Genomic DNA, 13585 nt, shown 5'->3' with positions numbered 1-13585 from the left:
CAACCCTCCTGAAACGACAAAGCCCCGACAGGTCGGGGCTTCGAGCGTCGAAGTGACAGGGCTTAGGCAGCCGTCACATTGACCGTGTGCTTGGACAGTGCACCCTTGACAGCAAACGACACGTGGCCGTCCACCAGAGCGTACAGGGTGTGGTCCTTGCCCACGCCGACGTTGTCGCCGGGATGGAACTTGGTGCCACGTTGGCGCACGATGATCGAGCCGGCCGTGATCAGTTCACCACCGAAAGCCTTCACGCCGAGCATTTTGGGCTTGGAATCGCGCCCGTTTCGCGTAGAGCCGCCGCCTTTTTTCTGTGCCATGACTCAGCTCCTGAATTAAGCAGCGATCGCCACGATCTGCAGCTCTGTGAACTGCTGGCGATGGCCTTGGCGCTTCTGATAATGCTTACGACGGCGCATCTTGAAGATGTGCACTTTGTCGTGCTTGCCGTGAGCAACCACGGTTGCCTTGACAGACGCACCGGACACCAGAGGTGTGCCGACCTTGATTTCAGCGCCGTTGCCGACTGCCAGAACCTGATCGATCACAACTTCTTGGCCTACGTCCGCAGCAATCTGTTCTACCTTGATCTTTTCGCCGGCTGCAACGCGATACTGCTTGCCGCCGGTTTTTATGACTGCGTACATTTAAACCTCTTGAATTTGAGAGTTCCGCGAACGAATTTCCACGGAAGCCGAGGATTCTAGCACGCGCTCACATTCTTTGCATGAAGCGCTCCCACCCCGCGCCCAAACAACCGCCAGAGCGGGCCGCAGGCGGGATCGCTCTTCCTATAATTGCCGATCCACTTGGCGGCCACAGTACCTTGACCACAGCTCTCTCCACCCCCAATCCGCTTGCCCTGATCACTGACGACATGCGCGAGGTGGATCATGTGATCGCCCAGCGCCTGACGACCACCGTCCCGCTGATTGCCCAGATCTCCCAGTACATCATTGCTGCAGGCGGCAAGCGCCTTCGCCCGGCCCTGCTGCTCATGGTCTGCAATGCGCTGGGCTACGAAGGCAGGGACAGGCATGTCCTGGCGGCCGTGGTCGAGCTGATTCATACCGCCACTCTGCTGCACGACGACGTGGTGGACGAGTCCACCCTGCGCCGTGGCCGCCCGACGGCCAACGAGACCTTCGGCAATCCGGCCAGCGTGCTGGTCGGGGACTTCCTGCACTCGCGCTCCTTCCAGATGATGGTGGAAGTGGGCAGCATGCGTGTGCTCAAGATCCTCTCGGACGCCACCAACGTGATCGCCGAGGGCGAGGTGCAGCAGTTAATCAACACGCACGATGCCTCGCTGGATGAAGCCGGCTACCTGCACGTCATCCGCTCCAAGACCGCCCAGTTGTTCGAGGCCAGCGCCCAGCTGGGCGCCGTGCTGGCCGACGCACCCCGCGAGATCGAACAGGCCTGCGCCATCTATGGCCAGGCCCTGGGCACCGCCTTCCAGATCATTGACGACGTGCTCGACTACACAGGCGACACCCAGGAAATGGGCAAGAACCTGGGCGACGACCTGCGCGAAGGCAAGTGCACCCTGCCGCTGATTGCCGCCATGCAGCGCGGCACTCCGGAGCAGGCTGCCATCGTGCGCAACGCCATCGAGCAGGGCTCAACCGAGCAGTTGTCTGCCGTTGTGGATATCGTGCGCAGCACAGGCGCGCTGGATGTGGCACGCGAAGCCGCCCATGCCGAGGCACGCCGCGCCATTGACGCAATAAATGTGCTCCCGAGCAATTTGCATACGGCAAGTTTGCTACAATTAGCCTCTCAGCTTTTGGAGCGACGCACCTGATTTCAGGCTGCATTGCTTTGTCTAAAAAAGCAACGGGGTGTAGCTTAGCCTGGTAGAGCGCTACGTTCGGGACGTAGAGGCCGGAGGTTCGAATCCTCTCACCCCGACCATTTCTGGTCACTTCATCACCACGCCACCATTGAGCCAGGTTCAAGACCTGGGTGCGCAACAGTGCGTCTGGCCTTTCAAGCCCTCAGGGATGATAGGATAAATGTCCTTTCCTCTCAAACGTCTTGCTACATGGCTGTTGCTGACTCCTCGCTCAAGAATGCTTCCGCTGTTGCATCGCTTCCCGGCATCGGGCGAGCCCTGATATCAGCAGGCAAGGTATCGCAGCAGGCAGCGGAAGCCGCCGCCAGCAAGGCCGGCGCCAACCGCACCTCGTTCATTGCCGAGTTGAGCAACGCGGGCATCCTCTCAGCCCTGGAAGTGGCCGAGACGGTCTCCACCATGTTCAGCGCGCCGCTGCTCGATCTTGATGCCATCAACGCCGCGCGCCTGCCGCATGAGTTGCTGGACGCCAAGATCATCAGCTCCTATCGCGTCCTCCCCTTGAGCAAGCGAGGCAACCGCATCACGGTGGCCACGGCCGACCCGACACAGCAGGAAGCTGCAGAGCAGATCAAGTTCACCACCCAGCTAGGCGTGGATTGGATCATCGTCGAGGCCGACAAGCTGGAACGCCTGATAGCTCAGCAGAGCAAAAGCGCCAGCGAAACCATGGAGAGCTACAGCGGGGGCGGCGATTTCGAGTTCGGCGACCTCAAGCCCGACGAGGTTGCCGAGGAGAAGGACAACACGGCGGCAACGGACGTCGAGGACGCGCCCATCGTCAAGTTCCTGCACAAAATGCTGCTCGACGCCTTCAACATGCGCGCGTCGGACCTGCATTTCGAGCCCTACGAACATCAGTACCGCGTGCGCTTCCGGATTGACGGCGAGTTGCGCGAGATTGCATCGCCCCCCATTGCGATCAAGGAGAAGCTGGCCTCGCGCATCAAGGTGATCTCGCGCATGGACATCTCGGAAAAGCGGGTTCCGCAAGACGGGCGCATGAAGCTCAAGGTGGGTCCGGACCGCGTCATCGATTTTCGCGTGAGCACCCTGCCCACGCTCTTCGGCGAGAAGATCGTGATCCGTATCCTTGACCCGAGCTCGGCCAAGATGGGCATTGATGCCCTGGGCTACGAACCCGAGGAAAAGGCACGTCTGATCGAAGCAATCGGGCGCCCCTACGGAATGATTCTGGTGACAGGCCCCACGGGCTCGGGCAAGACGGTGTCGCTGTACACCTGCCTGAACATGCTGAACAAGGCCGGGGTGAACATCGCGACGGCAGAAGACCCCTCGGAAATCAACCTGCCCGGTGTCAACCAGGTCAATGTGAACGAAAAGGCGGGCCTTACCTTTGCGACGGCGCTCAAGGCCTTTCTGCGCCAGGATCCCGACATCATCATGGTCGGTGAAATCCGTGACCTGGAAACCGCCGACATCTCGATCAAGGCCGCGCAGACCGGTCACTTGGTGCTGTCCACGCTGCACACCAACGACGCACCGACCACGTTGACGCGCATGCGCAACATGGGCATTGCCCCCTTCAACATCGCATCGAGCGTGATCCTGATCACCGCCCAGCGGCTGGCCAGGCGCCTGTGCCCCCAGTGCAAGGAGCCTGCGGATATCCCGCGGGAGGCGCTGCTGGAGGCGGGCTATGACGAGGCGGACATCGATGGCAGCTGGGTCACCTACAAGCCCGTGGGCTGCCAGGCATGCAACAACGGCTACAAGGGACGTGTCGGCATCTACCAGGTGATGCCGATCAGCGAAGAAATCCAGCGCATCATCCTGCAGGACGGCAGCGCGCTGGAGATCGCGGCACAGGCCAAGCGGGAAGGCGTTCGGTCTCTGCGCGGATCCGGACTGCACAAGGCCAGACTAGGACTGACCTCGCTCGAAGAAGTGCTGGCAGTTACCAATGAGTAAATAGCGCGGACAGCGCAGACAACAAAAGAGGGAGCACGATGGCCACAGCCGCGTCCAAGGGAATCAAGGAATTTGTCTTCGAGTGGGAAGGCAAGGATCGCAACGGCAAGATCATTCGAGGCGAAACCCGGGCCGGAGGCATCAACCAGGTCCAGGCCATGCTGCGCCGCCAGGGCGTGCTTCCCAGCAAGATCAAGAAGCGCCGTACGCGCGGCGGCAAGAGGATCAAACCCAAGGACATCGCGCTGTTCACGCGCCAGATGGCCACGATGATGAAGGCTGGTGTCCCGCTGCTGCAGGCCTTCGACATCGTCGGGCGCGGCAACACCAACCCCAGTGTCACGCGCCTGCTGGCCGATATCCGCTCCGACGTGGAGACGGGCACCTCGCTGAATGCGGCCTATCGCAAGCACCCCATGTACTTCGATAGCCTCTACTGCAATCTGGTGGAGGCCGGGGAAGCGGCCGGTATCCTGGAGGCCCTGCTCGATCGGCTGGCCACCTATATGGAAAAAACCGAGGCCATCAAGTCCAAGATCAAGTCCGCCTTGATGTATCCGATCTCGGTGATCGTCGTGGCCTTCATCGTCGTGACCATCATCATGATCTTCGTGATTCCCGCCTTCAAGGAAGTGTTCAGCTCCTTCGGCGCGGATCTGCCGGCACCGACGCTGTTCGTCATGGGCATCAGCGACATCTTTGTCCAATGGTGGTGGGTGATCTTCGGCGTGATCGGAGGCGGCTTCTACTTCTTCATGCAGGCTTGGAAGCGCAACGAGCGCATGCAGCAGTTCATGGATCGTGCAATGCTGAAGATACCGGTCTTTGGCGCATTGATCGAAAAGTCCTGCGTTGCACGCTGGACGCGCACGCTGTCGACCATGTTTGCTGCAGGCGTTCCGCTGGTCGAGGCACTGGATTCCGTCGGCGGCGCCTCCGGGAATGCCGTCTACGCCAATGCCACCGAGAAGATCCAGCAGGAAGTCTCCACCGGCACCAGCCTCACGGTAGCCATGACCAATGCCAACGTCTTTCCCTCCATGGTGCTGCAGATGTGCGCCATCGGCGAGGAATCCGGCTCCATCGACCACATGCTTGGCAAGGCGGCCGATTTCTACGAGGAAGAGGTCGATGACATGGTGGCTGGCCTGTCCAGCCTGATGGAGCCCATCATCATTGTTTTCCTGGGCACCCTCATCGGCGGCATCGTGGTTTCGATGTATCTGCCCATCTTCAAGCTGGGTCAGGTGGTCTGATGGTTTTGGAACTCTGGATGCAGGCTGCATTGGGCGGCCTGCTGGGCCTGTTGGTTGGCAGCTTTCTCAACGTGGTGGTGCATAGGCTGCCCCGCATGATGGAGCAGCAATGGAATGCGGAATGCGCCCAATGGGCGCAGGAGCAATCCGGCGCCGCACCTCCATCTGCTGCCGCGACTGACCCTGCCGAGGCTCCCCTGAGCCTGAGCCGCCCCCGCTCGCGCTGCCCGCATTGCGGCCATGCCATCCACTGGTACGAGAACATTCCCGTGCTCAGCTATCTGGCGCTGCGGGGCCGGTGCTCCGAATGCAAGGCATCGATCAGCATCCGCTATCCGCTGGTGGAACTGGCCTGCGCTGCGCTATTCGCCTACTGCACGATGCAATGGGGCATCACGCCCACGGGCGCCATCTGGTGCCTGTTCAGCGCCGCCTTGCTGAGCCTGGCATTGATCGACTGGGATACCACACTGCTCCCCGACGACATCACCCTGCCCTTGCTGTGGGCCGGGCTGCTTTCATCGGCACTGCACTGGACCGCCGTGCCTCTGGCCGACGCGGTCTGGGGTGCCGCAGCGGGCTATCTTTCGCTGTGGCTGGTCTACTGGGCCTTCAAGCTCGCCACCGGCAAGGAAGGTATGGGCTACGGCGACTTCAAGCTGTTTGCCGCGCTGGGGGCCTGGTTCGGCTGGCAGGCTCTTGTGCCCATCATCCTGATCTCGTCCGTGATTGGCGCCATCGTGGGCATTGCGCTGAAGATCAACAGCCGACTGCGCGAAGGTGGCTATGTTCCCTTCGGCCCCTTTCTTGCGGGCGCCGGCTTTGCCGCCATGGTGTTCGGACCCCAGCAGATGCTGCAATCCCTGTTGGCGGCCATCGGTCTTTGATCCGACACTGCGGCATGGAATCCAGCAACGCCCCGCCACCACGTCCACACCCGCGCCCTTTCCGGCTGGGCCTGACCGGCGGCATCGGCAGCGGCAAGAGCACCGTGGCCGCACAGCTTGCCTTGCGCGGAGCAAGCATCATCGATGCCGACCAGATCTCGCGCAGCCTCACCGCCCCGGCAGGCGCCGCATTGCCCGAGATTGCGCGCCGTTTCGGGCCTGAACTGATCGATGCGAACGGTGCTCTGGACCGTGCGCGAATGCGAGAACTGGTCTTCCAGCAGCCTGCCGCACGCCAGCAGCTGGAAGCCATCATCCACCCTCTGGTGGCTCGGCAAACGGCCCTTGAAGTCCAGCAGGCCACCGATGCCGGATGCGCGCTCATCGTGCATGACATCCCGCTGCTTGTGGAGTCCGGCCGCTGGCCTGCCCTGCTCGATGCCGTGCTGGTCGTGGACTGCCGGACGGAAACGCAGATCGCACGCGTCATGGCCCGCAACGGATTGCCCCGCGATGCCGTGCAAGCCATCATCACCGCCCAGGCCACCCGCGCGGCACGGCTGGCGGCAGCCGACTGGGTGATCTACAACGACGAAGCCATGACGATAGAGGCTTTGCACGCATGCAGCGATCGAATCTCGGCATGGTTCGGGCTATGATGCACGCCATGGCTTGGCCTGTGCGTGTAATTCAGCATGTGCACGACGTAGACAGCTGATTCCTGAGCACCCCGAGGAGCCCAGCAAGCGTGATCCTGTACGAATATCCTTTCAATGAGCGCCTGAGGACCTACCTCAGGCTGGAGCAGCTGTATCGCCGCCTGGGCGAGTTGCTGTCGCGCGCTCATTCCATCGATCACCATTTCGCGCTGGTCACCATCTTCGAGATCATGGACGTGGCAGCACGCACCGACCTGAAGACGGACGTGCTCAAAGACCTCGAACGCCACAAGAGCCTGCTCGACAGCCTGCGCGGCAACCCCGATATCGCCCAGCACATGCTCGACCAGGTGTCCCGCCATGTGGAGCAGTGCTTTGCCCAGCTCAATGCCCAGAACGGAAAGGCCGGCCAGTCCCTGACCGACAACGAATGGCTGATGGCCGTGCGCAGCCGCATCGGCATCCCTGGCGGCACCTGCGGTTTCGATTTGCCGGCCTATCACGCCTGGCAGTTCCATGACCCCCAGGTGCGCCTGCGTGATCTTGAGGACTGGGCCAGCACACTGACCCCGCTGGGTCAGTCGCTGCAGCTGCTGCTCAAGATGCTGCGCGAAACCGGCGTGCCGCAATGGGTGGCCGCAGAAAAGGGCGTGTTCCAGCAGGCCATGCCGCCCGGTCGCAGCTTTCAGCTGCTGCGCCTTCGCATAGACCCGGCATTGAATCTTGTTCCGGAAATCAGCGGCAACCGCCTGCTGGTTTCGGTGCGCCTGCTTCGCCCCGAGAGCGGCGCCAAACCCCAGCCTTGCAGCGAAGATGCCTCGTTCGAGGTCACGCTTTGCAGCTGATGAAAAAGACTGCCGGCATGTCCACGAAAGCCACGCCCTCTGTCGATGCATCATCCGCATCCGCATCCGCATCCGCAGGGCCCACGGTGCGCTGCCCGACCTGCAGCGGCCCCAGCCTGTTCGCGCCGGCCAACCGCTTTCGGCCCTTTTGCAGCGAGCGCTGCTACCAGATCGACCTGGGCGCCTGGGCCAACGAGGAATTCCGCGTGCCTGCGCCCATGCCTCCCGAGGACTCGCCCTTCGGCGATCCTCGCACTGAACCCTGATCAGGCCTGTTCAGACTTTCGGTTGGCCTGCCTCGTAGAAGCCGACATCAAAAGGCAGCCCACGTTCCTCGCTGAGCCATTGCAGCACCGGATAGGCGCCAGGCAGCACCGGCTGCACCTGCAGCGGAAGTTGCTGCCAGGCCATCTGCTGGCCTTCTCGCATCTCGAACTCCCCGCTCCAACGCGTGATCTTGCACCAGTGTAGGCGCACCAGGGCATGCGGATAGTCATGCTCGGTGACCTTCCAGACGGGGGCTGCTGCGATCTCGACGCCCAGCTCTTCCTGAAGCTCGCGACGCAATGCCTGCTCCACGGTTTCGCCGGATTCGATCTTCCCACCCGGGAACTCCCAATAGCCGGCATAGGGCTTGCCAGGCGGCCGGCTGGTGATCAGCAGCGCGCCATCGGACTCGCGCAGGAGCACGCCAACGGCGACTTCGGTGTGTTTGCGCTGGGCCGGCGCTTGAGACGGCGTTTGAGACTGGGCAGCATCGGCGCCGGTGTTCAGGGAGATTTCTTTTTCAGTCACTTGATCTTTCGCAAAAAACCGCCCGGCCCCAAGGCCGGGCAGCAGGCTTGTCAGAGTTCGGCCTCTTCGGCCAGCCCTTGGACATCGGCGATGCCAGTCTGGCGCTGGTTCGGGCGCTCGGCGCGGCCCGCATAGTCACGGGCGAACTGATGGGCCACACGGCCGCTGCGCGAGCCACGCTCCAGCGCCCAGACCAGGGCCTCAGGACGCGCGGCCTCGATCGTGGCCTGGTCCAGTCCCAGGGCTTCCAGCCATTGCGCCACCACGCGCAGGTACTCGTCCTGGCTGAAGGGATAGAAGCTCACCCACAGGCCGAAGCGCTCGGACAAGGAGATCTTTTCCTCAATCACCTCGCCGGGATGCAGCTCCCCATCCTCGCCGCGCTGGTAGGTCAGATTCTCGGACTGGTACTCCGGCAGCAGATGGCGGCGATTGCTGGTCGCATAGACCAGCACGTTCGGGCTGGCGGCGCTGACTGATCCATCCAGAATGGACTTCAGGGCCTTGTAGCCAGGCTCGCCTTCCTCAAAGCTCAGATCGTCGCAATAGATGATGAACTTCTCGGGCCGGCCGGCCACCACATCGACGATGTCGGGCAGGTCCGTCAGATCGGCCTTGTCCACCTCGATCAGGCGCAGGCCCTGCGACGCAAAGGCATGCAGGCAGGCACGGATCAGCGAGGATTTGCCCGTGCCGCGCGCGCCGGTGAGCAGCACGTTGTTGGCCGTGCGGCCGGTCACGAACTGCTCGGTATTGCGCGCGATCTTGTCCTTTTGCACATCGATGTTCTGCAGGTCGGACAGTTGCATGGCGCCGACGTGGCGCACGGGCTCCAGCAAACCGCAGCCGTTGGCGCGCTTGCGATAGCGCCAGGCGATCGCGGTATTCCAGTCTGCGGGGGATTGCAGCGGCTGGGGCAGGATGGCCTCGATGCGCTGCATCAGCTGCTCGGCGCGCTGCACGAGTTGCAGCAAGGGGGCGGCGACGGCTTCTGTGGGCAATGTCATGGATGTCTCTCGAATACGGATCTCACGGCCACCGACGCTGGATATGCCCGGGAATCGAGATGGATCTCATGCCAACGCCAGAGCTTTTGCGCGCCGGCCGCCATTGAAAGCTGGCAGCAGCCAGGCACAAGGCCTGCGGCTGCCGGCGGCACGGTGGGTGGAGAGTCAGGAGCGGTAGTCGGCGTTGATGCTCACGTAGTCGTGGCTCAGATCGCAGGTCCACACGGTCTGCTCGGCCTCCCCTCGGCCCAGTAGCACGCGCACGATGATCTCCTGCTGCTTCATCACGCGCTGGCCGTCTTCCTCCTGATAGGCAGGGTTGCGGCCGCCATTGACTGCGACATGCACATCGTTCAGGTACAGGTCGATCTTGGTCTGGTCCAGATCGTCGATGCTAGCATAGCCAACCGCCGCGAGGATGCGGCCCAGGTTCGGGTCGCTGGCAAAGAACGCCGTCTTGACCAGGGGCGAATGCGCGATGGAGTAGGCCACCAGGCGGCACTCGGCCTCGGTCTTGCCACCCTCCACCTTGATGGTGATGAACTTGGTGGCACCTTCGCCGTCGCGCACGATGGCCTGGGCCAGCAAACGCGACACATCCAGCAATGCAGCCTTCAGGGCCTGGCCTTCGGCGCTGGTCAGCGAAGTGATCTGCGCATTGCCGGCCTTGTGCGTGGCCACCAGCACAAAGGAATCGTTGGTCGATGTGTCGCCGTCGATGGTCACGCGGTTGAACGAGCCGTCGGCCAGTTCCTTGACCAGGGGCTGCAGCAGCTCGGGAGCGATGGCCGCATCGGTGGCCAGAAAGCCCAGCATGGTCGCCATGTTGGGGCGGATCATGCCCGCGCCCTTGCTGATGCCGGTGATGCTCACACGCTTGCCGCCAATGTCCACGGCCCGGCTGAAGGCCTTGGGCAGGGTGTCGGTGGTCATGATGCCCTCGGCAGCCGTGCCCCAGTTGTCGGCCTTGGCTGCAGCAATGGCGGCCGGCAGGCCGGCTGCAATGCGGTCCACAGGCAGCTCTTCCATGATCACGCCAGTGGAGAACGGCAGGATCTGCTCGGGCTTGAGCTGCAGCAGCGCTGCCAGATCTGCGCAGGTACGGCGCGCACGTGCCAGGCCGTCGGCGCCGGTGCCCGCATTGGCATTGCCTGTGTTGATGACCATGGCACGGATGGCGCCCGCTGTCTGAACCAGATGCTCGCGGCTGACCTGCACAGGCGCTGCGCAGAAACGGTTCTGTGTGAACACGCCAGCCACCGAAGCGCCCTCGTCGAGCAGGAACACGGACAGGTCCTTGCGGTTGGCCTTGCGCACACCGGCTTCGGTGACGCCGATGCGAACGCCGTCGATCGCCAACAGGTCGGCGTGCACGGGAGCGGAGAGATTCACAGGCATTGAGGGGCTTCCTACAGTGAAAGAAAAACGCGCTCCATTATCGGAACAAACCGGAGCGGCACGTATTTCATCGACCTTAAAAAAGAAAACGGCACGGAGTGCATCCGTGCCGTTTTCCGTGTCTTGCGGTGTCTTACGACGCCCGCCGCATCACGACAGCTTGCCGTGGCACTGCTTGTACTTCTTGCCGCTGCCGCAGGGGCAGGGATCATTGCGGCCCACGCGAGCGCCTTCGGGCAGCTCCAGCGGCTCGTCTTCGACGGAGCCGCCGATGTCGCCATCCGACGGAGCGCCATAGGTCATGTGCTCCAGGCTGTGGGCGCTGCGCTGCTCCAGGGCCTCGGTGGCCTGCTCCACCTGTTCGCGCGACTGCACCTGCACGGTCATCAACACGCGCGTGACTTCGGTCTTGACCTGGTCGATGAGCTGGCGGAACAGCTCGAAGGCCTCGCGCTTGTATTCCTGCTTGGGCTGCTTTTGCGCATAGCCGCGCAGGTGAATGCCCTGGCGCAGATAGTCGAGTGCAGACAGGTGGTCACGCCAGTTGGTGTCGAAGCTTTGCAGCAAGACGGCGCGCTGGAATTGCGTGAAGTTCTCGCGGCCGATCAGCTCGACCTTGGCATCGAACACTTCACGGGCGGCCTGCAGCACCTTTTCGAGGATTTCCTCGTCGGTGATGGCGTGCGCGGACTGCACCTGCGACTGCAGCGGCAGCTGGATGCGCCATTCGCTTTCCAGCGCCTTTTCCAGACCGGCCAGGTCCCACTGCTCTTCCATGGACTCGGCAGGAACGTACTGGCGCACCAGATCGGACACCACGTCGTCGCGCATCACCGTGATCATCTCGTACAGGTCCGAGGCGTCGAGGATCTCGTTGCGCTGCTGGTAGATCACCTTGCGCTGGTCGTTGGACACGTCGTCGTATTCGAGCAGCTGCTTGCGGATGTCGAAGTTGCGGGCCTCGACCTTGCGCTGCGCACCTTCGATGGAGCGGGTCACGATGCCGGCTTCGATGGCTTCGCCATCGGGCATCTTCAGGCGGTCCATGATGGCGCGCACACGGTCGCCCGCGAAGATGCGCATCAGCGCATCGTCCAGGCTCAGGTAAAAGCGCGAGGAGCCGGGATCGCCCTGGCGGCCCGAACGGCCACGCAGCTGGTTGTCGATACGGCGCGATTCATGGCGCTCGGTGGCGATGATGCGCAGGCCACCCAGGGCCGAGACCTTGTCGTGCTCGATTTTCCAGTCGGCGCGCATTTGTTCGATGCGCTGCTGGCGTTCGGCTTCGGACAGGGATTCATCGGCCTCGACAGCAGCCACCTGCTTTTCGATGTTGCCGCCCAGCACGATGTCGGTGCCACGGCCGGCCATGTTGGTGGCGATGGTGATCATGCCGGGACGGCCGGCCTGGGCCACGATATCGGCCTCGCGCTCGTGCTGCTTGGCGTTGAGCACCTGATGGGGCAGGTTTTCCTTGTTGAGCAGCTCGTCGATGATTTCGGAGTTCTCAATCGAAGTCGTGCCCACCAGCACGGGCTGGCCGCGCTCATGGCATTCACGGATATCGCGGATCGCCGCCTCGTACTTCTCGCGCGTGGTCTTGTAGACACGGTCGAGCTGGTCGTCGCGCTTGCTGGGACGGTTGGGCGGAATCACCATGGTCTCGAGACCATAGATTTCCTGGAATTCGTAGGCCTCGGTATCGGCCGTGCCCGTCATGCCAGCCAGCTTGCCGTAGAGACGGAAGTAGTTCTGGAAGGTGATCGAGGCCATGGTCTGGTTCTCGGCCTGGATGGTCACGCCTTCCTTGGCCTCGACCGCCTGGTGCAGGCCGTCGCTCCAGCGCCGGCCAGCCATCAGGCGGCCCGTGAACTCGTCAACGATGACGATCTCGCCGTTCTGCACCACATAGTGCTGGTCACGGTGGTAGAGGTTGTTGGCACGCAGCGCCGCGTAGAGATGGTGGACCAGGGTGATGTTGGCCGGGTCGTACAGCGAGGCACCCTCGGCAATCATGCCGGCGTGGCCCAGCAGGCGCTCTGCGGCCTCGTAGCCCTGGTCAGTCAGGAACACCTGGTGGCTCTTCTCGTCCACGGTGAAGTCGCCGGGCTTGGTCACGCCTTCGCCGGTGCGCGGGTCGGCCTCGCCTTCCTGGCGCACCAGGTTGGGGACGATCTTGTTCATGGCCACGTACATGGCCGTGTGGTCTTCGGCCTGGCCGCTGATGATCAGCGGCGTGCGGGCCTCATCGATCAGGATGGAGTCCACCTCGTCGACGATGGCGTAGTTGAGCACGCGCTGAACGCGGTCGCCCGACTCGTAGACCATGTTGTCGCGCAGGTAGTCGAAGCCGTATTCGTTGTTCGTGCCGTAGGTGATGTCGCTGTTGTAGGCAGCCTGCTTTTCCTCGCGCGGCATGTTGGGCAGGTTGATGCCCACCGACAGTCCGAGGAAGTTGTACAGCTTGGCCATCCAGGTCGCATCGCGATTGGCCAGATAGTCGTTCACGGTCACCACGTGCACGCCATTGCCCGACAGTGCGTTCAGGTAGACCGGCAGCGTGGCGGTCAGCGTCTTGCCTTCGCCGGTGCGCATTTCTGCGATCTTGCCGTAGTGCAGCGCCATGCCGCCCAGCAGCTGAACGTCGAAGTGGCGCATCTTCATGACGCGCTTGGAGCCCTCGCGCACCACGGCGAAGGCTTCGGGCAGCAGGTCGTCCAGCGACTCGCCCTTGGCCACACGTTCCTTGAACTCCTGCGTCTTTGCACGCAGAGCCTCGTCGCTGAGCTTCTCGTAGTCGGGCTCCATCGCATTGATGCGAACAACCGTCTTGCGGTATTGCTTGAGAAGCCGATCGTTTCGGCTGCCGAATAGTTTGGTGAGGAAGTTGGTGGCCATGCGAAAAAGACACACCGCCGCCCGCTGAAGCGGACTGCGGTGTGCCTGGA

Annotated in this window: 13 protein-coding genes and 1 tRNA gene; 8 read left to right on the top strand and 6 right to left on the bottom strand. The window is 62.6% G+C overall.

The window, feature by feature from the left end; translation table 11 throughout:
• Window positions 1-62: 62 nt before the first annotated feature.
• Both rpmA and rplU read right to left on the bottom strand, forming a co-directional pair.
• A complete protein-coding gene (gene rpmA / locus DA1_RS00150) occupies window positions 63-320 on the bottom strand; it encodes a 50S ribosomal protein L27 (RefSeq protein ID WP_012207283.1) in 258 nt (85 codons plus the stop codon).
• 15 nt (window positions 321-335) lie between these two features.
• Window positions 336-647: a 50S ribosomal protein L21 gene (rplU, locus tag DA1_RS00145; protein WP_012207284.1), complete on the bottom strand. Its 312-nt coding sequence runs from the start codon at window positions 645-647 to the stop codon at window positions 336-338.
• A 230-nt stretch (window positions 648-877) separates the two neighbouring features.
• Between rplU and DA1_RS00140 the strand changes: the two genes are divergently transcribed.
• The 8 genes from DA1_RS00140 to DA1_RS00105 all read left to right on the top strand — a co-directional run bounded on the left by DA1_RS00140 (window position 878) and on the right by DA1_RS00105 (window position 7703).
• A complete protein-coding gene (locus tag DA1_RS00140; protein WP_034396917.1) occupies window positions 878-1807 on the top strand; it encodes a polyprenyl synthetase family protein in 930 nt (309 codons plus the stop codon).
• Between the two features lie 33 nt (window positions 1808-1840).
• A tRNA-Pro gene (locus DA1_RS00135) sits at window positions 1841-1917 on the top strand.
• Window positions 1918-2047: 130 nt separating this feature from the next.
• Window positions 2048-3790 (top strand): type IV-A pilus assembly ATPase PilB, encoded by a 1743-nt coding sequence (gene pilB / locus DA1_RS00130; protein ID WP_034396919.1) that lies wholly within the window; start codon window positions 2048-2050, stop codon window positions 3788-3790.
• 38 nt (window positions 3791-3828) lie between these two features.
• Window positions 3829-5046 carry a type II secretion system F family protein gene (locus DA1_RS00125; RefSeq protein ID WP_034396921.1) on the top strand — a complete coding sequence of 406 codons (1218 nt, stop codon included), beginning with the start codon at window positions 3829-3831 and terminating at the stop codon, window positions 5044-5046.
• Window positions 5046-5933 carry a prepilin peptidase gene (locus DA1_RS00120; protein ID WP_034396923.1) on the top strand — a complete coding sequence of 296 codons (888 nt, stop codon included), beginning with the start codon at window positions 5046-5048 and terminating at the stop codon, window positions 5931-5933. The genes DA1_RS00125 and DA1_RS00120 overlap by 1 nt, the downstream gene beginning before the upstream one ends.
• 14 nt (window positions 5934-5947) lie before the next feature.
• On the top strand, window positions 5948-6592 hold the full coding sequence (coaE, locus tag DA1_RS00115; RefSeq protein ID WP_034396924.1) for a dephospho-CoA kinase: 645 nt from the start codon (window positions 5948-5950) through the stop codon (window positions 6590-6592).
• 89 nt (window positions 6593-6681) lie between these two features.
• On the top strand, window positions 6682-7437 hold the full coding sequence (gene zapD, locus DA1_RS00110) for a cell division protein ZapD (protein WP_034396925.1): 756 nt from the start codon (window positions 6682-6684) through the stop codon (window positions 7435-7437).
• Window positions 7437-7703, top strand: coding sequence for a DNA gyrase inhibitor YacG (locus DA1_RS00105; RefSeq protein ID WP_034398936.1), 267 nt, complete (start codon window positions 7437-7439; stop codon window positions 7701-7703). Before zapD ends, DA1_RS00105 begins: the two co-directional genes overlap by 1 nt.
• 10 nt (window positions 7704-7713) lie before the next feature.
• Here the strand turns inward: DA1_RS00105 and DA1_RS00100 are convergent, their stop codons facing one another.
• From DA1_RS00100 to secA, 4 genes are all read right to left on the bottom strand, one after another.
• Complete coding sequence (locus DA1_RS00100; protein WP_034396927.1) at window positions 7714-8232, bottom strand: (deoxy)nucleoside triphosphate pyrophosphohydrolase; 519 nt, start codon at window positions 8230-8232, stop codon at window positions 7714-7716.
• 50 nt (window positions 8233-8282) lie between these two features.
• A complete protein-coding gene (locus DA1_RS00095) occupies window positions 8283-9239 on the bottom strand; it encodes an ATP-binding protein (protein WP_012207293.1) in 957 nt (318 codons plus the stop codon).
• A 165-nt stretch (window positions 9240-9404) separates the two neighbouring features.
• The gene (gene argJ, locus DA1_RS00090; RefSeq protein WP_013800814.1) at window positions 9405-10637 is read right to left on the bottom strand and encodes a bifunctional glutamate N-acetyltransferase/amino-acid acetyltransferase ArgJ; all 1233 of its coding nucleotides are present in this window, start codon (window positions 10635-10637) and stop codon (window positions 9405-9407) included.
• A gap of 150 nt (window positions 10638-10787) precedes the next feature.
• Window positions 10788-13535, bottom strand: a complete 2748-nt coding sequence (gene secA / locus DA1_RS00085) for a preprotein translocase subunit SecA (protein ID WP_013800813.1) — start codon at window positions 13533-13535, stop codon at window positions 10788-10790.
• Window positions 13536-13585 lie beyond the last annotated feature (50 nt).

It is taken from the genome of Delftia acidovorans NBRC 14950 (assembly GCF_001598795.1).
GTDB lineage: Bacteria > Pseudomonadota > Gammaproteobacteria > Burkholderiales > Burkholderiaceae_C > Comamonas > Comamonas acidovorans.
Note: the sequence above shows the minus strand (reverse complement) of the source record. Positions and strands in the feature narration are given on the sequence as shown.

Excerpts from the sequence above, each read along its gene's own strand:
- rpmA (WP_012207283.1), bottom strand. The coding sequence starts at position 320 with ATGGCACAGAAAAAAGGCGGCGGCTCTACGCGAAACGGGCGCGATTCC.
- rplU (WP_012207284.1), bottom strand. The coding sequence starts at position 647 with ATGTACGCAGTCATAAAAACCGGCGGCAAGCAGTATCGCGTTGCAGCC.
- DA1_RS00140 (WP_034396917.1), top strand. The coding sequence starts at position 878 with ATGCGCGAGGTGGATCATGTGATCGCCCAGCGCCTGACGACCACCGTC.
- pilB (WP_034396919.1), top strand. The coding sequence starts at position 2,048 with ATGGCTGTTGCTGACTCCTCGCTCAAGAATGCTTCCGCTGTTGCATCG.
- DA1_RS00125 (WP_034396921.1), top strand. The coding sequence starts at position 3,829 with ATGGCCACAGCCGCGTCCAAGGGAATCAAGGAATTTGTCTTCGAGTGG.
- DA1_RS00120 (WP_034396923.1), top strand. The coding sequence starts at position 5,046 with ATGGTTTTGGAACTCTGGATGCAGGCTGCATTGGGCGGCCTGCTGGGC.
- coaE (WP_034396924.1), top strand. The coding sequence starts at position 5,948 with ATGGAATCCAGCAACGCCCCGCCACCACGTCCACACCCGCGCCCTTTC.
- DA1_RS00105 (WP_034398936.1), top strand. The coding sequence starts at position 7,437 with ATGAAAAAGACTGCCGGCATGTCCACGAAAGCCACGCCCTCTGTCGAT.
- DA1_RS00095 (WP_012207293.1), bottom strand. The coding sequence starts at position 9,239 with ATGACATTGCCCACAGAAGCCGTCGCCGCCCCCTTGCTGCAACTCGTG.
- argJ (WP_013800814.1), bottom strand. The coding sequence starts at position 10,637 with ATGCCTGTGAATCTCTCCGCTCCCGTGCACGCCGACCTGTTGGCGATC.
- secA (WP_013800813.1), bottom strand. The coding sequence starts at position 13,535 with ATGGCCACCAACTTCCTCACCAAACTATTCGGCAGCCGAAACGATCGG.